Raw genomic sequence first — 20,620 nt, 5'->3', positions numbered from 1 at the left:
CAGTGTGCGGCCTGGACAAGAAGACGGCTGGCGGATTTCAGACACGGCACTGAGGCGCCCCCGAAGGGGTGCGGGGAACTGCGCGACCAGCCACAGCCCACCCGCACCCGCCGGACGACACAGCGAGGCACCCCCCTAGGCGCCCTACCGCACCCGCCCCCGCTTGGCCTCCATCGCGGCCTTCCCTTCAGCGCCCCGACGCTTCCAGTCCCGCCGAAGCTCCGCGCGGACCCTCGCATCGGTCTTGGCGACAATCCGCTGGTTCTCCCGGATCAGCTTCCGGTAACTCTCCAGGCGTCGCTCACCCAGCTCGCCGGAGGCGACCGCGGCGAGCACCGCGCACCCCGGCTCCGCCTCATGGGCGCAGTCGTGGAAGCGGCACCGCTCGGCAAGTTCCGCGATCTCGGAGAACACCTGCCCGACACCGCTCTCGGCGTCGAAGAGGCCGACACCGCGCAGCCCCGGGGTGTCGATCAGCACACCCCCGCCCGGGAGGGCGAGGAGGTTGCGGGTGGTGGTCGTGTGACGCCCCTTGCCGTCGACGTCCCGGGCCGCGCGGACGTCCATGACGTCCGCGCCGACCAGGGCGTTCGCGAGGGTCGACTTGCCCGCTCCGGACTGCCCGAGCAGCACGCTCGTACCGCCGGAGACGACCGCGGCGAGGACGTCGAGCCCGTCGCCGTCGTGGGCGCTGACCGTCAGCACCGGTACACCCGGCGCCGTGGTCTCCACGTCCTGGACGAGATGCGCGAGCGTCACCGCGTCCGGCACGAGATCGGCCTTGGTGAGCACGACCACGGGCTGCGCCCCGCTCTCCCAGGCGAGCGCGAGGAAGCGCTCGATGCGGCCGAGGTCGAGCTCGACGGCGAGGGACACGGCGACGATCGCGTGGTCGACGTTGGCGGCGAGGATCTGCCCCTCGGACCGCTTGGAGGAGGTGGAGCGCACGAAGGCGGTCCGGCGCGGCAGATACGTGCGGACGTAGCGCGGGTTGCCGCCGGGCTCGACGGCGACCCAGTCCCCGGTGCACACGACCCGCAGCGGGTCGTGGGGGGTGACGAACGCGGTGTCCGCCCGCAGGAGGCCGTCCGCGGTGACGACGTCGCACTGCCCGCGGTCGACACGGACGACCCGCCCGGCCAGCAGTCCTTCGGCGTCGTAGGGGGCGAACTCGTCCGCCCATGCGTCGTCCCAGCCGTAGGGAGCGAGCGCGGTGAAAACAGAGGTGGAAGTCAAGGGTGACCCTTCACAGGGTGGCCCCGGCGAGGAGTGAGGTGGTCAGCCGGCGGCCACGGAGGTGGACTTGATGAACTGAATGCGGGCAGCGCTCATCGCAGAGACAGCCATCGGTCAACACCTCCTCATGCGTACTCGGTCGACGCCGGAACGCCCCCCACCTTAGAGAGGTGCGCTCGCGGACGCCACGGGTTTTTTCGCCGCGCGACAGGACATGGGCACGTTCTGTCAAGAAAGCGCCTTCAGTTGGCAATGTCGCACTACAGGCGCCTGACCTGCGCCTTGCTCCTAATGTTCTTGGTAGGGCCGCCGTACGTCCGCCCACCGCGGATCTCCGGCGCGCACGGGGCGTACGACGTTCGGAGGCGGGTTCCGATTCTGCAAGCATCCGCTCTGCAAGCATCCGCGACGCGAGGAACGGCCGGTCGGAGCCTGAGGGCGTCGAGCTTCGTCGGCCGGCGGCAGGAGGTCGCGGAGGTCAAGCGGCTGCTGGCCGCCCACCGGCTGGTGAGCCTGACCGGGCCGGGCGGCGTCGGCAAGACCAGGCTGGCCCTGCACGTCCTGCCCGCGCTGGCGAAGCGGTTCGCCGACGGGATGCACACGGTCCAGCTGGCCGGTGTGCGGGACGCCTCGCTGGTGCCGCTCGCCCTGGTCGAGGCGCTGAACATCCGTGATGTGTCGGGACGTTCACCGGTCGAGGTGCTCGTCGAACATCTCGGGGAACGCGATCTGCTCCTCGTACTCGACAACTGCGAGCATCTGGCCGACGCCTGCGCGGAGCTCGTCGGGACGTTGCTGACGCGGACCGCGCGGGTGCGGGTGCTGGCCACCAGCAGACATCCGCTGGGGGTGGCCGGACAGCACGTGCTGGAGGTGCAGCCGTTGCCCACGCCCGCGCCGGGCGAACCGTTGCCTCCGAAGCCCGCCCTGGAGTATCCGGCGCTGGCCCTGTTCGCCGACCGGGCCGCGGACGTGCTGCCCGGGTTCGCGCTCACGGCGGACAACCAGGAGGCGGTGGCCGCCCTGTGCCACCGTCTGGACGGGCTGCCGCTCGCGATCGAGCTGGCCGCGGTCCGGATGCGCGCGCTGGGCGTCCGGCAGGTGCTCGACCGGCTGGACCGGCGGTACCGGCTGCTGGCCGACGCCGAGGACGCCCCGGCCCGGCACCGGACCCTGCGGGCGACCGTCGACTGGAGCCACGACCTGTGCACCGCTCAGGAGCAGGCGGTGTGGGCGCACGCCTCGGTGTTCGCCGGGAGCTTCGACCTGGACGCGGTGGAGGAGGTCTGCGCCGGCGCGGGCCTCGACCGGGACACGACGGTGGACGCCGTCGCCGGGCTGGTCGACAAGTCGCTCCTGGTCCGCGACGGCGACACCGTGCACGCCCGGTACCGGATGCTGGAGTCGATCCGGCACTACGGCCTCGACCGGCTGCGCGAGAGCGGCGCGGGCGCGCAGGAGGCGGCCCGGCGCCGGGTGCGGGACTGGTGCCTGGACTTCGTCGAGGAGTGCGAGCGGCGGTGGTTCGGCCCCGACCAGCCGGAGCTGGTCCGGCGGCTGTACGCCGAGTCGGACACCGTCCGTTCGGCGCTGGAGTTCTGTCTGAGCACACCGGGCGAGGTGCGCGCCGGGCTGAAGCTGGCCGGGCATCTGTGGTTCTTCTGGTTCGCGACCGGCGCCCTGACGGAGGGCAGGTTCTGGCTGGAGCGGCTGCTGGCCGCCGACCCGGAGCCGACCCGCGCACGGGCCCGGGCGCTGTGGAGCCTGGCGCTGATGCTGCTCAGCCAGGGCGACGCGGTGCGGGGCGGGCCGCTCGCCGAGGAGTCGCACGAGCTGGCCCTGCGGCTCGGCGACGAGACCGAGGCCGCCCACACCTTCTTCGGCCGCGGCGGCGCCCTCCTGATCAGTGGCGCCTACGAGCGGGCCCGCGAGGTGTACGAGGAGGCGCTGTCCGGGCCGCCGCGCGAGGGCGAGTCGATGAGCCTGGTCGGCTTCAAGTACGTCGAACTGGCCCATGTCCTCAGCCTCCAGGGCGAGCACGGGCGCGCCATGGCCCTGTGCGCGGAGTTCCGCAGGATCTGCCTGGTCCACGGCGAGCAGTGGATCCACTCGTACCTTCTGCGCATCCTCGCCTTCGCCGAGTGGTCCCAGGGGGACCTGGTGTCGGCCAGGACGCACGCCCGGGAGTGTCTGCGGCTCAAGCGGGCGGTCGGTGACGTGTTCGGGATCGGGATCACGCTGGAACTGCTCGCCGCGGTCCACGCCCGCGCCGGCGAGGGCAGGCCCGCCGCGGTCCTGCTGGGCGCGGCCCGGCGGATCTGGCGGGACGCCCATGTCGCCCTGGACCGCACCCCGTCCCACGGCCCCGTCCGCGACGAGGCCGAGGAAGGTGCCCGTGCGCTGCTGGGCGAGGCGTTCGGGCACGCCCACCGCGAGGGCCTGGAGCTCGCCCTGGACGACGCGGTGGGCTATGCGCTCGGTGAGCGGAGGTCACCCGCCCGCCCGGTGCCCGACAGTCCGCTCACCCGCCGCGAGGCGGAGGTCGCCGAACTCCTCGGCCAGGGCCTGACCAACCAGCAGATCGCCGACCGGCTGGTCGTCGCGGTACGGACGGCGGAGGGCCATGTGGAGCGGATCCTCAGCAAGTTGGGCTTCACCTCCCGCAGCCAGGTCGCCGTGTGGACCGCGTCGCGCGGCCCCACGCACCCCTGACGACGTCCCCGGACCGCATCCGACACGCACTGCACGAAAGGGAACCGGACATGACGGATCACCAGCAGCGGACCACCGCTCCCATCAAGCATCACGCCGGCATCCACTCCTGCGACGAGGAGTTCCTGACGGTGATGGTGCCGTTCCTCAGGGACGGCATCGCCGCCGAGGACGAACCCGACCCGGTGGCCATCACCACCCCGCGCAAGCTGGACCTGCTGCGCGAGGCGCTGGGCCGCGACGCCCGGCACGTGGACCTCCAGAACTCCGCGCACTGGTACTGCGGGACACCCGCGAACAGCATGGCCACCGCCCTCGACTACTACGTCACGCACGCGGGCCCGACGGGCCGGCTGCACATGGCGGGCGAACCGCTCTGGAACGGCCGCTCACCGCGTCAGATCACCGAGTGGAAGCGGTACGAGGCCCTGGCCACCGAGCTCTTCACCGGGGCCCCGCCGGACCTGATGTGTCTGTACGACACCCGCATCGCCCCGCCCGACGTCGTCGAGGCCGCCCGGCACACCCATCCGACCGTGCTGGACCGGCTCGGCATCCGGCCCAGCCCCCTGTTCACACCACCCGCCGAGTACGCGACCCGGGACCTCGCCCCGCTGCCCGAACCGCCGCCGGAAGCCGTCGGGGTCCCTCTCGCCGGGGACATGGCCGGCGCCCGCCGGTTCGCGGCGGAGCAGGCGAGGGCCCGCGGCATGACGGGCGAGCGGGCCGACCGCTTCGGGGTCGCCGTGTCCGGGGCCACCGGCTATGCCGCCGCCCAGGACCTGGACAGCGCGCATCTGCTGCTGTGGTCGACCGGGGAACGGATCGTCTGCGAACTGCGCACCCCGCACGGCCGTATCACCGACCCGTTCCTCGGCTTCCGGCCACCCGGCCCCGAGACGGGCCCGGAGGACGGGCTGTGGCAGACCCGTCAGTTCTGCGAGTTCGTGGACCTGAGGTCCGGGGGCGCGGCCGAGGACGGGTGGACGATCCGGATGGAGACGGCGCTGGCGCCCTCGGGGTGACGGACCGGGGGTGACGGACCCGGTGCGCGGAAGCGCGTAGTTTCCCCCGCGACCCACGGGGCTCGCCGACGGCATGGTGGAGGTCGAGCCGCAGGGGTGAAGGGAAACGACCATGCCCGACGTCCGTCCGCCCGGTCTGTCCCTGGGTGGTGGCTGTACGACGATCCTGGGGCCCGGGCGGTCCTCGGTCCGCCTCGCCAGGGTCGCCGTGCGGACCTGGCTGGCCGAGTACGGGCTCCAGGAGCAGGCGGAGATCGCCGAACTGTTGGTCAGCGAGCTCGCCACCAACGCGGTCGTGCACGCCCGGGGCCGCTATCGGCTCACCCTCTCCCTCGCCGCCGGCCGGCTGCGCTGCACGGTCGCGGACGAGGGGCCCGACCTGCCCCGGACACACGTCGAGAGCTCCGACGACGACAGCGAGAACGGGCGCGGCCTGCTGCTGGTCGACGCGCTCGCCGACCGGTGGGGCAGCGGGTGCGTCGAGGACGGCGTCGGCAAGGAGGTGTGGTTCGAGCTGGACGCCGCCGGCCCGGACGCCCCGGCCGGCGGTACGGGTCCGGCACCGGCGGCCGAGCCGAGGTGGTGCCTGCCCGGCCGGGCCACGGTGCCGATGGTGCTGCGTCTGACGGAGACCGTCAGGCCTTCGTGCAGCTGTGCCCGTTCAACGTGAAGTCGTACGCCGGGGAGTTCGTGCCCTGCCAGGAGGCGAGGAAGCCGAAGGCGAGGTCGGCGCCCGCGCGCACGGACCTGTTGTAGTCCGCGGCGGTCGCGGTGACCCGGGAGCCGTTCTGGGCGAAGCTCGCGTCCCACATCTGGCCGACCTTCTGGCCGTCCTTGAAGGACCAGGCGACGCGCCAGTCCTCGAGGGCCTCGTCGGTGGTGACGGTGACGGTGGCCTGGAAGCCGTCGGGCCACTGGTTCACCAGGTCGTACCGGACCTCGCAGGTGGCCGAGGCGCTCGTGGCGGGGTTCGGCTTCTCGTCGTCGTGGGCGGCGGAGGAGGTGGTGCCCTGGGGTTCGGGGTCGGGGTTCTTCCTCGCGGAGGTGCTGCCGGCCGCGGACGGCGTGGGCGAGGCCGCCGGCCCGGAGGTCGCGGACGGAGACGGCACGGTGACGCCGGGATCGGCAACCGGCTGACGGTCGGTGGGTATCGAGGCACCGTCGTCCATGGAGCCGCCCGCCGGCATCATCGAGACGGCGAGGGCCAGCAGTGAGACCAGGACGGCGGTGACGAGCAGTCCGCTGCGCACGACACGCGCCTTGTGCGCGCCGGGGTTCGGCGGGCCGGCGTCGGCCGGTTCCGGGCGTCCGGCACCCAGCCGCACCTCCGCGGCCCGGCGTCTGCGCTCCAGGTACGCGAGACCGCCCCAGCCGATCACTCCGCCCGCGAGCGCCCCGGGCAGTCCTCCGCCGTGCAGCCGCAGACAGGCGGCGGCCTCGGCGCACTGCACACAGGTGGCGAGGTGCCGGGAGAGGTCCGCCGGGGTGTCGGCGTCGGTCGAGCGGGTGACCGCGTCGAGGAGGCGGGCGTAGCTGCGGCACTGCGGGGCCATCGGGGTGTCGAGGTGGTTGCGGTGACTGCGGTCCCGGAACAGGCCGCGCACCTGCGCGAGTTCCTCCGGCAGCTGGGCCGGGTCCAGACCGAGCCTGCGGGCCACCACGGACAGCGGCAGCGCCTCCACCTCGACCAGCCACAGCAGATCCGCGTCGTGTTCCTGCATGTCGCGCAGACCGCGCAGGGCGAGCGGGCGCTGCAACGGCGGGCCGGTGTAGCGTGCGGCCTTGTCCGAGTTGAGCCACAGGCGCAGGTCGGGATCGAGCCGGTGCCCCTGGCCGGCGGTCTCCCAGGCGGTGGCGGTGGTGCGTACGGCGGTCAGCAGCAAGGGGATCACGGGCAGCCGGGGCGCACGGCGGCCCACGCCTCTGGCGGTCCCGCCGCCGTCGGTGCGGGCCTCGCGCATGCCGAGGGCGAACGCCTCCGTGGCCAGTTGGGTGGCCGCGGTGGAGCCGGCCGTGCAGAGGTCGGCGTAGGAGAGCACGGCGTCCCAGCACTCGGTGAACAGCGCGGCCTCGGCGGCGTCCTGGGGGGTCGGCAGGTCGGGCATCGGACTCCTGCATCGAAAGCGAGGTCAACTCACCTTATTGGCAACGGAGTTGTGGGGAACCTCGCGGCAGTGCACGAGCTTTTCACGGCTTCCACACAACTGACAAGCTCACCATTCAAATCCGGTTACCGGGAGTTCGAGCCCGCCCGCACCTCGTTGCCGCTGTTGCGCGTGTTACTCCTGAAGACATACGCAGAAAAGGCCCGGACGTCTCATCCGGACCCTGTCTGCTCGATCGGCTCTCGCCGCGACTACACCTCGGCGGGCTCCTGTGCCGGGAGGCTGTCCATGAAGGAGCTCACCGAGAAGACGGCGCGACCGGGCCCGGGCTCGCCGTATCCGGGGGGCGAGGAGAGACCGAAGTCCTCCATCGTCTGGCGATAGGCCTGCAGCAGCCGGATGTGGTACTCCAGCGGCGCGCCCTGCGGGTTGGCCTTGCCGAGCGGGGTGGTCGGCTCGGGGCACCAGGTGGTGAAGCGGGGCGTGATGCCCTGCGACATGAAGAAACGCAGACCCTCGGTGGTGGACGCGATGGCCTCGTCGACCGTCTTGAAGCCGAAGGGCTCGGCCATCTCCACGCCCGCCACGAAGTTGGGGATCACATTGCGCGCGCCGAAGATCTCCGCCGAGTCGAGGATCCGCTTGTGCCACTCGTCGCGGCCGACGTAACGCTCCTTGCCGGGGCAGTGGAGCTTGAAGAGGTACTCGTCCCACACCTCGTAGTTGGGGTGGTAGATCTGCACGCCGTAGTCCTTGAAGCGCTGCACGTCGTCGCGCGGCAGCGCCTGGGCGACGACCTTGCCGATCCAGCGGCCCGGGAAGCGCTCCTCGATGGCCTTGGCGTAGTGGCCGTAGAAGTCGGCCTCGTCACGTCCGGCCACCGTCTTGGTGATCGCGCCGCCGGTGAGGGTGTAGGCGGTGGAGGTCTTCGCGGTGTCGTACCGGTCGATGATCTCCAGGGCTTCGAGGACCTCCTCGACGTCCTTGACGCCCGTGTACGGGCGACCGGCGGCCTTGTGCTGGCGCCAGTTGTGGTTGATGTCGCAGTACTGGCACTCCTCCTTGGCGCCGAAGTACTGGCAGACCCGGAAGACGGTCAGGTAGATGAGATAGCCCCACTGGATGGTGGGGGCGACCTCCATGACGGACTTCCCGTTGGAGAGCTTGTGCTTGTAGTACTCCGGCATCGGCGGCACACCGACGTCGGCGATGCGCTTGCCGTCGAGGTAGAGGCCGAGCACACCCTCCTCGTCGGCGGCGACGCGGTACGGCGACGACGGGTTGACGCGCACGGAGACGACGGTGCGGCGCAGGTCGTACGGACCGCCCGTGAGGATGATCTCCTCCGGCGGCCGCCGCAGCGCGGCCTCGCCGAGCTCGGGCAGGGTGCCGTGGTCGAAGGAGAAGATGAAGTACGACTTCGGCTTGACCTCACCACCCTCGTTGTCGCTGAGCGCGGACGGATCGAAGGCCATCCCGCCGCGCAGCAGATCCTCCTTGAAGACGGCTTCCCGCGGTACGTGCGGGAATCGCTCCATCAGATCTTCGACCAGTGCGGTGCGGCTGCCCATCCGTAATCTCCTCCCGGCTCAGGCGTTCGACTCCTCACGTTATGCCCCCGCCCGCCCGTCACGCGTACCGGGTCCCCTCGCGCCGGGCGATGTGTTCCGGTACGGGTGTTTCGTCCGGCAGTACGGGATCACCGACGGGCGCGCCCCACGCCGAGGTCAGCGGCAGGGTGCCGGCCCAGAGACCGAGTTCCGCGTCGACTCCGTCGCCGTCGTCCGGCGGGCCGGTGCGGATCTTGACCGAGGCCTCTTCGAGGGAGAGGGCGAGGAGAGTGGTCGCGGCGAGTTCCCTGCGGCTCGGACTTCGGGCGTACGACCACTGCCCCGGGGTCGCGTGTTCGGTGAGCCGGCGCAGGCCCGCCAGCTTCTCCTCGGGGTCGGTGACCTTGCGGGCCTCGCCGTGGATCATCGCGCTGCGGTAGTTCACGCCGTGCTCGAAGACGGACCGGGCGAGGACCAGCCCGTCGACGTGCGTGACCGTGACGCAGACGGCGGCGCCGCCGGAAAGACTGCGGCTCGCCACCGAGCCATGGAGATAGAGCTGCCGGTCGTCACGCCCGTAGACGGTCGGAACGACCAGCGGCCGGCCCTCGATCACCACGCCCAGGTGACAGACGAAACCCGCGTCGAGGATGGCGTTCAGGTCGGCGCGGTCGAGGCTGCCCTGGTCGCGCAGGCGGCGGTGGCGGGTGCGGTCGGTCTCGGGGAGCGGGTCGAGCGTCATGACGGTCGAAGCTACTGATATCGCTGCTTTGTCGCCAGACATTTATCGATACCAATACCGAAAGGCTTCTCCGGCTACGAAATCCGCAACCCCCTCAGGCGCCGTGCTCCAGCGCCGCCAGCTCCACCGGATACGCCGGTCCGCCACCGGCCGCGAGCCGCTCCGCCTCCTCGGCCACCGCCGTGCCGAGCCGGCCCAGCTCGTTGCCCTGGGAGCCCGCGAGGTGCGGGGTGACGAATGCGTTCGGGAGGTCGTAGAGGGGCGAGTCGGCGGGGAGCGGTTCGGGGTCGGTCACGTCGAGGACCGCACTGAGGCGCCCGGTGCGGAGTTCGGCGACCAGGGCGTCGTGGTCGACGAGGCCGCCGCGCGCGGTGTTGACGAGGACCGCCCCGTCGGGCATCAGGGACAGCTCACGGCGGCCGATGAGGTGATGCGTCTCGGGGGTCTCCGGGGCGTGGACCGTGACGATCTCCGAACTCCGCAGCAGCTCGTCCAACTCCATGAGGGGCACACCGAGTCGGGCCGCCTGCGCCTCGGAGACGTACGGGTCGGTGAGGGCGGGCCGCAGGTCGAAGGGGCGCAGGAGTTCCAGGACGCGGCGGCCGATGCGGGAGGCGCCGATGACGCCGACCCGGCGGCCGTGGTTGCCGATGCCGGGGACGATCCCCCAGCCGGGGTGGGCCCGCGAGGTGCGCAGACGCTCACGGGCGACGAAGAGGTCCTTCCCGGCGAGGAGGATCATGGCGAGGGTGTACTCGGCGACAGGGAGCGCGTTGGCGTCGGCGGCCGAGGAGACCTCGATGCCACGCCGCCAGATCTCCGGCGTGGCGAAGCCCTTGACCGAGCCGGCGGAGTGCAGGATCGCCCGCAGTCCGGGTGCGGCGTCGAGGACCGTCGCGTCGATCAGGGGGCAGCCCCAGCCGGTCACGAGGATCTCGGTGCGGGCCAGCGCCTCCTTGACGCGCGGGTCGGTGAAGTCCTCGGCCACGAGATCCGGGTCGATGTCCACCGCCTCCCGCAGCCGCTCCAGCACCTCCGACGGGAAGACGTGCGGCAGGTTGGCGGCGGTCATGGCGAACAGCGCCTGCGGACGCTCGGGCAAGGTGGCGACCCCCGGTCGAGGAAAACGGATAGAAACCGCTCTCTAAGTTAGGTGGCGGCGGATGAGAGGGTCAACGCGGAGGCATGCCGGCGAGGGCCGGCGTTCCAGGGAAGGGACGGCAGGGATGACGGAGACGGTCACCAACTGGGCGGGCAACATCACGTACGGCGCGAAGGAGCTGCACCGCCCGTACTCGCTCGACACGCTGAGTGCCCTCGTGGCCGGGAGCGCGAAGGTGCGGGTGCTGGGCAGCGGGCACTCCTTCAACGAGATCGCCGAACCGGGCCCCGACGGCGTCCTGTTGTCGATCGCCGGGCTCCCCGCGGTGATCGACGTGGACTTCGCGGCCCGTACGGTGCGGGTCGGGGGCGGCGTCCGGTACGCGGAGCTCGCCCGCGCGGTCCACGCCCAGGGGCTCGCGCTGCCCAACATGGCTTCGCTGCCGCACATCTCGGTGGCGGGGTCGGTCGCGACGGGGACGCACGGCTCGGGTGTGGGCAACGGTCCGCTGGGCTCGGCGGTGCGGGAGGTGGAGCTGGTCGTCGCCGACGGGTCGAGGCTGACGATCGGACGGGACGACGAGCGCTTCGGCGGTGCCGTGACCTCGCTCGGCGCCCTGGGTGTCGTCACCGCGCTCACCCTGGACCTGGAGCCGGCCTTCGACGTCGAGCAGCATGTGTTCACCGAACTGCCGCTGGAGGGGCTGGACTTCGAGACGTTCTCGGCGATCATGTCGGCCGCGTACAGCGTCAGCCTCTTCACGGACTGGCGGGAGCCGGGCTTCCGGCAGGTGTGGCTGAAGCGGCGAGTGGATCAGCCACTCGACCAGTTCACCTGGGCCGCGCCCGCCACCGAGAAACTGCACCCGGTGCCGGGGATGCCTGCGGTCAACTGCACCGAGCAGTTCGGGGTGCCCGGACCGTGGCATGAGCGGCTTCCGCACTTCCGGGCGGAGTTCACGCCGAGCAGCGGGGCGGAGCTTCAGTCGGAGTATCTGTTGCCGCGGCGGTACGCCGTCGACGCACTGTATGCGATCGACGGTATTCGGGAGACGGTCGCCGGCGTACTGCAGACCTGCGAGGTGCGTACGGTCGCCGCCGACGATCAGTGGCTGAGCCCGTCGTACGGACGCGACACGGTGGCGCTGCACTTCACCTGGATCGAGGACACCGCGGCCGTGCTGCCGGTGGTACGGCGGCTGGAGGAGGTGCTGGACGGCTTCGAGCCGCGGCCGCACTGGGGGAAGGTCTTCACCGCGCCGGGCGAGGTCCTGCGCGGCCGCTACCCCAGACTGGACGACTTCCGGACACTGGCGAACGGTCTGGACCCTGAGGCAAAATTCGCCAACACCTTCGTCCGGGACGTACTCGCCGACTGACTTTATAAAACCCCTTTCCTAACCCCTTGTCGAAAGTCCTCGGCAGCCCATAGCCTTGCGCCGCGCCGGTGCCGATGCCGTCCCGGCGGGAGCCGAAGGGACGGGGGCAACCCGGTGAAGCGCACCTCACGTGACATCCGCACCGCGAACCGCTACGAGGTGCTGCGCCAGATCATCGCCGCGTCGCCCACCTCCCGGCAGGAGCTGGCGGCCGCCACCGGGCTGAGCCTGGCCACGGTCGCCACGCTCGTCGGCGAGCTGCTCGACCTCTCGATGATCACGGAGGTCGGGTTCGAGGACTCGGCGGGGGGCCGTCCCCGGGGACTCGTCGCGGTCAACGCGTCGGGGGGCGCGTTGATCGGCGTCGACATCGCGGAGACCTACGTCCATGTCGAGCTGTTCGACCTCGGGCTGAACGTGCTGGCCCGCGCGGAGGAGGACGTCCGCCCGGGCGAGAGCCTCCCCGAGCAGGTCGTCGGACATGTCGCCGCGGTCGTGGGCCAGGTGGTCGCGCAGGCCGGCATCGAGGGCGCCCGTGTCCTCGGTGTCGGGGTGAGCGTGCCGGGCCAGGTGGACCGGGACACCGGGTTCTCCGAGTACGCGCCCAACTGGGACTGGCACGACGTGCCGCTGCTCGATCTGCTCACCGAGCACATCGCCTACCCGCTGTACCTGGACAATCCGCTGCGCGCCTCCGCGGTGGCCGAGCTGTGGTTCGGGGCCGCGCGCGGACGCGGGAACGCCGTGGTGGTGAACCTGGGCACCGGCGTGGGCGCCGGGCTCGTGCTCGGCGGCGGGCTGCACCGCGGGGTCAGCAACAGCGCGGGCGAGTGGGGCCACACCACGATCGTCCTGGACGGCCGGGTGTGCCGCTGCGGCAAGCACGGCTGCGTGGAGGCGTACGTCGGCGCGTCCGGGATCATGCTGAATCTGCGGGAGTTGAGTCCCGACAGCCCGCTGCTGCATCAGGACGACCAGACGGCCACCATCGCCGCCCTGGCCGAAGGGCTGCGGCAGAACGATCCGGTGGCGGTCGACACGCTCCGCGACACCGTCCGTTACCTCGGCGCCGGGATCGCCAACCTGGTGAACCTGTTCAATCCCGAGGTGATCGTGCTCAGCAGCTGGGTCGCGGCCGCCCTCGGCGAGTCCCTGGTCGAGGAGGTGCGCGAGGCCGTCGCCCGGCACGCGCTGCCCCGGCCGATGGCCGCCACCGAGATCGTCCTCTCCCCGATCCCCACGGATCCGGTGTGCCTGGGCGCGGCGACGTTCGCGCTCGAGGGCGCCCTCCAGTCGGTCGGCCAGAAGTCGCCGAAACGCACCACCACGCCCGCGAGGGCCAAGACGCACAACCCGCGTTAGCCCGAGCCTGGTTCCGGCAGTGGGCCGCAAGGCCTGGAAGGCAGTAACTCGCAGTACCCGAAGGGGGGTTGCGGGCCGCCGGTGCGGCGTCCCACGACCCGCGACGTCCGGTATCCCGAACGCCCCGCAACGCTTCGAACAGGCTTCGTCCAACCCCTTGCCGAAGCCTTAGCCGAAGGTTAACGTCCCGCACCGCGACACCATTTGAGCCACCTGGCGCTGAGCCGCTTCAGGCATTGGGCGCAGAGCCGCAGCCGTACTCGAGACAAGGACGTCAGCATGTCGGCATCGAGCAACAACAACTGGTCCCGCCGATCGCTCTTCCGGGCCGCCGCGGGCATGGCCGCCGCCGGCACCCTGGCCGCGTGCGGTGGCAACACCGGTCGCGGCAGCGGTTCGGGGGACGCGCTCGTCCAGTACTTCCACGCGTACGGCGAGGCGGGCACCGAGCAGGCCATCAAGCGGTACGCGAAGGCGTACAAGGACGCCAACGTGACCACCCAGTGGATCACCGGCGACAACTTCGAGCAGAAGCTGTTCGCCGCGCTGCTCACCAAGAACGCGCCCGACCTCTTCGAGTTCCACCCGCAGATCCAGCTCATCAAGAGCGGTCAGGTGGCCGATCTGACGGACATCATCGAGCCGGTCAAGAGCGACTTCAACCAGGCCGACATCACGTCGCACACTGTCGACGGGAAGATATACGGCGTCCGGATGATCGACGACCCGCAGTTCTTCTTCTACCGGCCCTCGCTGTTCGAGAAGGCGAAGGTCGAGGTGCCGACCACGCTGGAGGAGCTGGTCGAGGCGGCCGCCAAGCTCAAGACCAGCAAGGTCAAGGGCGCCTACCTCGGCAACAACCTCACCCCGGTCCAGCACAACCTGATCTGGTCGGCCGGCGCCGACACCCTCACCGCGGACAACAAGCCCGCCTTCAACACCGACGCCGTGGCCGAGGGCCTCACGCAGCTGCGTTCCCTGTTCACCAGCGGTGACCTGCTGCTCGACGCCCCCGCCGACTGGTGGGACCCGTCGGCCTTCACCCAGGGCCTCACCGCGATCCAGTGGTGCGGAATGTGGGCCATGCCCGCGATGATCGAGGCGCTCGGCGACGACATCGGCGTCTTCCCCTTCCCGAAGGTCGGCTCCGCGGGCAAGGAGTCCGTCTACAACGGCGGCTGGTCGATGTTCGTCAACGCCAAGGGCAAGAACGTCGACGCGGCCAAGGAATACGTCAAGTGGCTGTGGATCGACCAGAAGAAGTACCAGGAGGACTGGGCCACCTCCTACGGCTTCCACATCCCGCCGCGCACCTCGATCGCCGAGTCCGCCACCAAGCTCAAGACGGGTCTGCCGGCGGAGGGCGTGAAGCTCTTCAACCAGTTCGGCCACTTCGACAACATCGGCTGGACCCAGGCCATGATCGCCGCGGTCAACGACGTGATGGCGAACTCCGTCCGCAAGGGCGGTGACCCCAAGGCCCAGCTCGCCGCCGCCGAGAAGAAGGTCGACGCCGAACTCACCAAGCTCTTCGGATAGGTCACCGGACGGATAGCGACATGTCGACCACCACCACACGCGGGGTCGCCTCCCCCGCCCCGGCCAAGCCCTCCCAGGGCCGGCCGCGGCGGGGCCTCAGGGCGAGCAGCACGTTCAACTTCTGGCTCTTCACGGGGCCGTTCCTCATCGGCCTGATCGTCTTCGTCTTCGTGCCGATCGGCTGGAGCCTCTATCTGAGCTTCTTCGAGGCCCGGTTCACGGTCACACCGAGCGAGTTCGTCGGGCTCGAGAACTACAAGATGATCCTGTCGGACACGGACTTCAGGAACTCCCTGGTCACGTTCACCGTGTTCGCCCTGTTCATCGTGCCGACCACCTGGGCCCTCTCCCTGGGCCTTGCCATGCTGGTGAACCGGCTGCGGTTCATGCAGGCGTTCTTCCGGTCGGTGTTCTTCCTGCCGACCGCGGTCAGCTACGCGGCCGCCGCGCTGATCTGGAAGATGTCCATCTTCAACGGCGTCCGCTTCGGCCTGGCCAACACCGTCGTCGGCTGGTTCGGCGTCGAGAACATCGCCTGGCTGGGCAATCCCGACCCGCCCTGGTACTGGCTGGTCATCGTGACCGTCCGGCTGTGGCTCCAGGCGGGCTTCTACATGATCCTGTTCCTGGCCGCGCTGCAGAACATCCCGCGGGAGCTGTACGAGGCGGCCTCGATCGACGGCGCCAAGCCGGGCTGGCAGACCTTCTGGTACATCACGCTGCCGCAGCTGCGCGCGACGTCGACCGCGGTGATCCTGCTGCTGCTCGTCGCCGCCTACCAGGCCTTCGACGAGTTCTTCATCCTGCTCAGCAAGGCCACCTGGGGCCAGCCGCCCCTGGTCGAGCTGTACAAGATGGCGCTGGGCGAGAACCAGAACTACGGTGCGGGCAGCGCGGGTGCGCTGATCCTGACCGTGCTCATCTGCCTCGTGACCCTGTTGCAGGGCAAGATCATGGGCTTCGGAAGGGGGGAGGACTCCCAGTGACCACCACAGCACCCGACATCAAGAAGCCGGTGAAGGCCAAGCGCCTCGGCGGTGTCATGGGCAACACCGGTCTGTACATCGCGACCGGCGTGGCCGCCCTCCTCTTCCTGGTCCCGTTCTACCTGATCGTCCGCAACGCCTTCATGACAGACCCGGAGATCACGGGCGAGGAATGGAAGTGGTTCCCCACCGACATCCAGTGGGGCAACATGAGCGAGCCGTTCGACGACGTCACCGTCGACTTCGCCCGTTCGATGTGGAACTCCCTCGTCGTCGCCGTCCTGCACACCACGGGCATCCTGCTGATCTGCTCGCTGGCCGGGTACGGCCTCGCCCGCATCCCGTACAGGCACGCCAACAAGGTCTTCTACGCCGTCCTGGCCACCCTGATGGTCCCCACGGCCGTGACCTTCGTGCCGAGCTTCGTGCTCGTCTCGTCGTTCGGCTGGGTGGACACCTACCGTGGTCTCATCATTCCGGGCCTCTTCAGTGGTTTCACCTGCTTCCTGTTCCGGCAGTACTTCCTGGGGTTCCCCAAGGAGCTGGAGGAGGCGGCGCGGGTGGACGGGCTCAGCTACTGGGGCGCGTACTGGCGTGTCGTCGTGCCCAACTCGCTGAACTTCTTCGCGGCGATCGCGACGATCACCTTCATCGCGGGTTGGAACGCCTTCCTGTGGCCTCTGGTCATCGGCCAGGACCCCAGTGCGTGGACCGTCCAGGTCGCGCTCTCCTCGTACGCGACCAACCAGACCGTCAACTACCACCTGATCTTCATGGCCACGGCCATTTCCATCCTGCCCCTGGTGTTCGTGTTCCTCTTCCTCCAGCGCTGGCTGGTGCAGGGGATCGCGCAGACCGGCATCAAGGGCTGACAGCTTTCTTCTCAAGACCTGGAGACCGATGTCTTTCCGCACCACCACGGACGTCGACTACGTGGAGGACGTATCGCCCGGTAGCGGGGCCCTGCCGCCCCGCGCCTGGTACGCGTCCTCGGACGCCAAGTCCCTGTCGCTGAACGGCAGCTGGCGGCTGCGCGTGTCACCGACCATCGACGCCGAGGACGACTCGTTCGCCGAGGAGGGCTACGACGCCGGGGACTGGGCCGAGGTCCAGGTCCCCGGGCACTGGGTCCTCCAGGGGCACGGCTCGCCCATCTACACGAACCACCTGTACCCCTTCCCGGTGGACCCGCCGCACGTCCCGACCGAGAACCCGACCGGCGACCACCTGCGCGTCTTCGACCTGCCCGAGGGCTGGCCCGCGGACGGCGGCGCGGTGGTCCGCTTCGACGGCGTCGAGTCCTGCGCCCGGGTCTGGCTGAACGGCACGGACATCGGCGAGTTCAAGGGCTCGCGGATTCCCCATGAGTTCGCGGTGGGGCATCTGCTGAAGCCGAAGGGCAACGTCCTCGCGGTCCGCGTCCACCAGTGGTCGGCCGGCTCCTACCTGGAGGACCAGGACCAGTGGTGGCTGCCCGGCATCTTCCGTGACGTCACGCTGCTGCACCGCCCGGCGGGCAGCGTCGTGGACTTCTTCGTGCACGCCGGCTACGACCACGCCACGGGCGAGGGCACCCTGCGCGTCGACTCCGACGTCGACGGGCGGGTGACCGTGCCCGCCCTGGACATCGATGTCGCGACCGGCGAGCCGGTGACGGTCGCCGTGGAGCCGTGGAACGCCGAGACACCCCGGCTGTACGACGGCGAGCTGGTCACCGAGGGCGAGCGGGTCCCGCTGCGCATCGGCTTCCGCACCATCGTGCTGGAGGACGGTCTGCTCAAGGTCAACGGCAGGGCGATCCTCTTCAAGGGCGTCAACCGGCACGAGTGGCACCCCGAGAAGGGGCGCGCGCTCGACCTGGAGACCATGCGCGAGGACGTGCTGCTGATGAAGCGGCACAACCTCAACGCGGTGCGCACCTCGCACTACCCGCCGCACCCGGCCTTCCTGGACCTGTGCGACGAGTACGGCCTGTGGGTCATCGACGAGTGCGACCTGGAGACCCACGGCTTCACCGAGCAGGACTGGCGGGACAACCCGGTCGACGACGACCGCTGGACCCCGGCCCTCCTGGACCGCGCGGCCCGCATGGTCGAGCGCGACAAGAACCACCCCTCGATCGTCTTCTGGTCGCTGGGCAACGAGGCCGGAACCGGCCGCGGCCTCACCGCGATGGCCGAGTGGATCCACGGCCGCGACTCCTCGCGCCTCGTGCACTACGAGGGTGACTGGAACTGCCGCGACACGGACGTCTATTCGCGGATGTACGCCAACCACGCCGAGGTCGAACAGATCGGCAAGGAGCTCGACGGCGGCACCCACAAGCGTCGTGAACTCCCCTTCATCCAGTGCGAGTACGCACACGCGATGGGCAACGGCCCCGGCGGACTCGCCGACTACCAGGAGCTGTTCGAGAAGCACGACCGGCTCCAGGGCGGCTTCATCTGGGAGTGGATCGACCACGGCATCAAGCATCCCGAGCTGGGCTACGCCTACGGCGGCGACTTCGGCGAGGAGCTGCACGACGGCAACTTCGTCTGCGACGGCCTGATCTTCCCCGACCGCACGCCCTCCCCCGGCCTGGTCGAGTACAAGAAGGTCATCGAGCCGGTCCGTATCGAGAGCGACGGCGCCGACGGCACCGTGCGGGTGACCAACAAGTACGACTTCGCCGACCTGTCGGCGCTGGCCTTCGAGTGGTCGTACCAGGTCGAGGGCGAGACGGTGGAGTCCGGCTCGCTGTCGGTGCCCGCGCTGAAGCCCGGTGAGACGGCGGAGGTGAAGCTGCCGGAGCCGCCCTCGGACCACCGGGGCGCGGAGACGCAGTGGACCGTCCGGGCGCTCCTTGCGGCGGACTCGTCGTGGGGGCCGACGGGCCATGTGGTGGCGTGGGGCCAGTTCCCGGTCGCCGCCCGCCCGTCGCCGTCCGTCGCGCCCACCGACGCACCCGTGCCGGGCGAGCGGCAGATCACGCTCGGCCCGGCCTCCTTCGACGCCCGCACCGGTGCGCTGCGGTCGGTCGGCGGGGTGCCCGTCGAGGGCCTGCGCCTGGACGTGTGGCGGGCGACGACGGACAACGACGAGGGCGCCGAGTGGCAGACGGACACCCGTTACGGGGTGCTGTGGCGGGCGCTCGGCCTGCACCGGATGCAGCACCGGCTGGATGCGGTGGAGCTGTCCGACGACGCGCTGACCGTGCGGACCCGGGTCTCCCCGGCCGCCCGCGAGGTGGGTCTGGCCACGGTGTACCGCTGGACCTCCGACGGCGACAAGCTGAAGCTGACGGTGTCCGTGGCGCCCGAGGGCGACTGGACGGTGCCGCTGCCCCGCCTGGGCATCCGGCTCGGGCTCGCCGAGGCGGACGCGGTGCGCTGGTTCGGCGGCGGTCCCGGTGAGGCGTATCCGGACAGCCGTCTGGCCTCGACCGTCGGCCGTTGGCAGTCGACGGTGGACGCGCTTCAGACGCCGTACGTGCGCCCGCAGGAGAACGGTGCCCGTGCCGACGTCCGCTGGGCGGAGATCGGCGGCCTCAGGATCGAGGGCGACCCGGAGTTCTGGTTCACCGCCCGGCGCTGGACGACCGAGCAGCTGGACGCGGCCACCCACCTCACCGACCTCACCCCCGGTGAGACGGTCTGGGTCAACCTCGACCACGGCCAGCACGGCGTCGGCTCGCAGTCCTGCGGACCGGGCCCGCTGCCGCAGTACCACCTGAAGGCGGAGCCGGCGCAGTTCTCGTTCGTGTTCTCGACCGCCAAGTAAGAGATCCGTTAATCGATTGACTGATTGATCGACATTCCGACACTGTCGGAGCGTCGCCAGCGGCCGGTCGGCATCCTTGCCGACCGGCCGCAGTTCTGTTTGCGCACAAAGGAGTTGATGCCACTTGGTTGGCAGCATCGAGGTCCGCGGACTGTCCCGCACCTTCCACACCACCGTCCGCCGACCGGGCTTCACCGGCGCGGTCCGTTCCCTGGTCAACCCGGAGCGGGTCGCCAAGCACGCCGTCACCGACATCACCTTCGACGTGTCCCCGGGCGAACTCCTCGCCCTGCTGGGCCCGAACGGTGCCGGCAAGTCCACCACCATCAAGATGCTCACCGGCATCCTCACCCCCACCGCCGGTCATGCCCGGGTCGCGGGCGTGGTCCCCTACGAGGAACGCGAGCGCAACGCCCGCAACATCGGCGCGGTGTTCGGGCAGCGCACCCAGCTGTGGTGGGACCTTCCCGTGCGCGAGTCGTTCGCGATCCTGCGGGACATCTACGAGGTGCCGAAGGCCGAACACGCCGCCCGCCTCAAGGAGTTCGACGACCTCCTGGACCTGTCGTCCTTCTGGGACACCCGGGTGCGCCACCTCTCGCTCGGCCAGCGCGTCCGCAGCGACCTCGCCGCCGCCCTGCTCCACGATCCGCCGGTCGTCTTCCTCGACGAGCCCACCATCGGCATGGACGTGGTCGTCAAGGAGCAGGTCCGGGAGTTCCTCAGGCACCAGGTCGAGGAGCGCGGCCGCACGGTCCTGCTCACCACCCACGACATGACGGAGGTCGAGCGGCTCGCCGAGCGGGTCGTCCTCGTCAACCACGGCCGGCTGGTCCTCGACGGCTCACTCGACGAGATCCGCCGCAAGTTCGGCTCGACCTGGCAGGTGCGGGCCACCCTTGCCGACCCGCACGCCGAGATCGTCCCGCTGCCGGGCATCACGCTGCTCCAACAGACGGGCCCACGCCTCGTGTTCGGCCCGGACGGCGTCGACGCACCGACCGTGCACCAGGCACTGAAGGCCGTCATCGAGCGGTACGAGGTGGCGGACATCGCGCTCGACGAGGCGGACCTCGAGGACGTGATGCGGGCCGCCTACGTCCATGCGGAAGGGGGCTGAC

Annotated in this window: 15 protein-coding genes; 10 read left to right on the top strand and 5 right to left on the bottom strand. The window is 70.4% G+C overall.

Annotated elements, in window-relative coordinates; translation table 11 throughout:
* Positions 1–144: 144 nt before the first annotated feature.
* Positions 145–1,236: a ribosome small subunit-dependent GTPase A gene (rsgA, locus tag ACWD3I_RS15820; protein ID WP_365394478.1), complete on the bottom strand. Its 1,092-nt coding sequence runs from the start codon at positions 1,234–1,236 to the stop codon at positions 145–147.
* A gap of 507 nt (positions 1,237–1,743) precedes the next feature.
* Between rsgA and ACWD3I_RS15815 the strand changes: the two genes are divergently transcribed.
* From ACWD3I_RS15815 to ACWD3I_RS15805, 3 genes are all read left to right on the top strand, one after another.
* The gene (locus ACWD3I_RS15815; protein ID WP_365394477.1) at positions 1,744–3,948 is read left to right on the top strand and encodes an ATP-binding protein; all 2,205 of its coding nucleotides are present in this window, start codon (positions 1,744–1,746) and stop codon (positions 3,946–3,948) included.
* Positions 3,949–3,998: 50 nt separating this feature from the next.
* Positions 3,999–4,973: an MEDS domain-containing protein gene (locus ACWD3I_RS15810; protein ID WP_365394476.1), complete on the top strand. Its 975-nt coding sequence runs from the start codon at positions 3,999–4,001 to the stop codon at positions 4,971–4,973.
* Positions 4,974–5,085: 112 nt separating this feature from the next.
* On the top strand, positions 5,086–5,643 hold the full coding sequence (locus tag ACWD3I_RS15805; RefSeq protein ID WP_365394475.1) for an ATP-binding protein: 558 nt from the start codon (positions 5,086–5,088) through the stop codon (positions 5,641–5,643).
* Here the strand turns inward: ACWD3I_RS15805 and ACWD3I_RS15800 are convergent.
* The 4 genes from ACWD3I_RS15800 to ACWD3I_RS15785 all read right to left on the bottom strand — a co-directional run bounded on the left by ACWD3I_RS15800 (position 5,609) and on the right by ACWD3I_RS15785 (position 10,472).
* A complete protein-coding gene (locus ACWD3I_RS15800; RefSeq protein ID WP_365394474.1) occupies positions 5,609–7,078 on the bottom strand; it encodes a cellulose binding domain-containing protein in 1,470 nt (489 codons plus the stop codon). The genes ACWD3I_RS15805 and ACWD3I_RS15800 overlap by 35 nt on opposite strands.
* 251 nt (positions 7,079–7,329) lie before the next feature.
* Positions 7,330–8,649 (bottom strand): radical SAM protein, encoded by a 1,320-nt coding sequence (locus ACWD3I_RS15795; RefSeq protein ID WP_365394473.1) that lies wholly within the window; start codon positions 8,647–8,649, stop codon positions 7,330–7,332.
* Between the two features lie 58 nt (positions 8,650–8,707).
* Positions 8,708–9,370, bottom strand: a complete 663-nt coding sequence (locus tag ACWD3I_RS15790; RefSeq protein WP_365394472.1) for a pyridoxamine 5'-phosphate oxidase family protein — start codon at positions 9,368–9,370, stop codon at positions 8,708–8,710.
* 94 nt (positions 9,371–9,464) lie between these two features.
* Positions 9,465–10,472: a hydroxyacid dehydrogenase gene (locus ACWD3I_RS15785; protein WP_365394471.1), complete on the bottom strand. Its 1,008-nt coding sequence runs from the start codon at positions 10,470–10,472 to the stop codon at positions 9,465–9,467.
* Positions 10,473–10,596: 124 nt separating this feature from the next.
* Here ACWD3I_RS15785 and ACWD3I_RS15780 point away from each other — a divergent pair, with 124 nt between their 5' ends.
* The 7 genes from ACWD3I_RS15780 (at position 10,597) to ACWD3I_RS15750 (ending at position 20,619) form a co-directional block, all read left to right on the top strand.
* Entirely contained in the window at positions 10,597–11,850 is a 1,254-nt protein-coding gene (locus ACWD3I_RS15780) for an FAD-binding protein (protein WP_365394470.1), read from the top strand.
* A 114-nt stretch (positions 11,851–11,964) separates the two neighbouring features.
* The gene (locus tag ACWD3I_RS15775; protein WP_365394469.1) at positions 11,965–13,212 is read left to right on the top strand and encodes an ROK family protein; all 1,248 of its coding nucleotides are present in this window, start codon (positions 11,965–11,967) and stop codon (positions 13,210–13,212) included.
* A gap of 279 nt (positions 13,213–13,491) precedes the next feature.
* The gene (locus ACWD3I_RS15770; RefSeq protein ID WP_365394468.1) at positions 13,492–14,751 is read left to right on the top strand and encodes an ABC transporter substrate-binding protein; all 1,260 of its coding nucleotides are present in this window, start codon (positions 13,492–13,494) and stop codon (positions 14,749–14,751) included.
* Between the two features lie 20 nt (positions 14,752–14,771).
* Positions 14,772–15,737: a carbohydrate ABC transporter permease gene (locus ACWD3I_RS15765; RefSeq protein WP_365394467.1), complete on the top strand. Its 966-nt coding sequence runs from the start codon at positions 14,772–14,774 to the stop codon at positions 15,735–15,737.
* Positions 15,734–16,609, top strand: a complete 876-nt coding sequence (locus ACWD3I_RS15760; protein ID WP_365394466.1) for a carbohydrate ABC transporter permease — start codon at positions 15,734–15,736, stop codon at positions 16,607–16,609. Before ACWD3I_RS15765 ends, ACWD3I_RS15760 begins: the two co-directional genes overlap by 4 nt.
* A 28-nt stretch (positions 16,610–16,637) precedes the next feature.
* The gene (locus ACWD3I_RS15755) at positions 16,638–19,499 is read left to right on the top strand and encodes a glycoside hydrolase family 2 TIM barrel-domain containing protein (RefSeq protein WP_365394465.1); all 2,862 of its coding nucleotides are present in this window, start codon (positions 16,638–16,640) and stop codon (positions 19,497–19,499) included.
* A gap of 124 nt (positions 19,500–19,623) precedes the next feature.
* Positions 19,624–20,619 (top strand): ABC transporter ATP-binding protein, encoded by a 996-nt coding sequence (locus ACWD3I_RS15750; protein ID WP_365394464.1) that lies wholly within the window; start codon positions 19,624–19,626, stop codon positions 20,617–20,619.
* Position 20,620: the final 1 nt, after the last annotated feature.

Source organism: Streptomyces sp. NPDC002817 (genome assembly GCF_053592055.1).
The sequence above is the reverse complement of the archived record's forward strand: the minus strand, read 5'-3'. Positions and strand labels throughout refer to the sequence as shown.

Coding starts and splice junctions, on each gene's coding strand:
- ACWD3I_RS15810 (WP_365394476.1), top strand. CDS start 3,999: ATGACGGATCACCAGCAGCGGACCACCGCTCCCATCAAGCATCACGCC.
- ACWD3I_RS15805 (WP_365394475.1), top strand. CDS start 5,086: ATGCCCGACGTCCGTCCGCCCGGTCTGTCCCTGGGTGGTGGCTGTACG.
- ACWD3I_RS15800 (WP_365394474.1), bottom strand. CDS start 7,078: ATGCCCGACCTGCCGACCCCCCAGGACGCCGCCGAGGCCGCGCTGTTC.
- ACWD3I_RS15795 (WP_365394473.1), bottom strand. CDS start 8,649: ATGGGCAGCCGCACCGCACTGGTCGAAGATCTGATGGAGCGATTCCCG.
- ACWD3I_RS15790 (WP_365394472.1), bottom strand. CDS start 9,370: ATGACGCTCGACCCGCTCCCCGAGACCGACCGCACCCGCCACCGCCGC.
- ACWD3I_RS15780 (WP_365394470.1), top strand. CDS start 10,597: ATGACGGAGACGGTCACCAACTGGGCGGGCAACATCACGTACGGCGCG.
- ACWD3I_RS15770 (WP_365394468.1), top strand. CDS start 13,492: ATGTCGGCATCGAGCAACAACAACTGGTCCCGCCGATCGCTCTTCCGG.
- ACWD3I_RS15765 (WP_365394467.1), top strand. CDS start 14,772: ATGTCGACCACCACCACACGCGGGGTCGCCTCCCCCGCCCCGGCCAAG.
- ACWD3I_RS15755 (WP_365394465.1), top strand. CDS start 16,638: ATGTCTTTCCGCACCACCACGGACGTCGACTACGTGGAGGACGTATCG.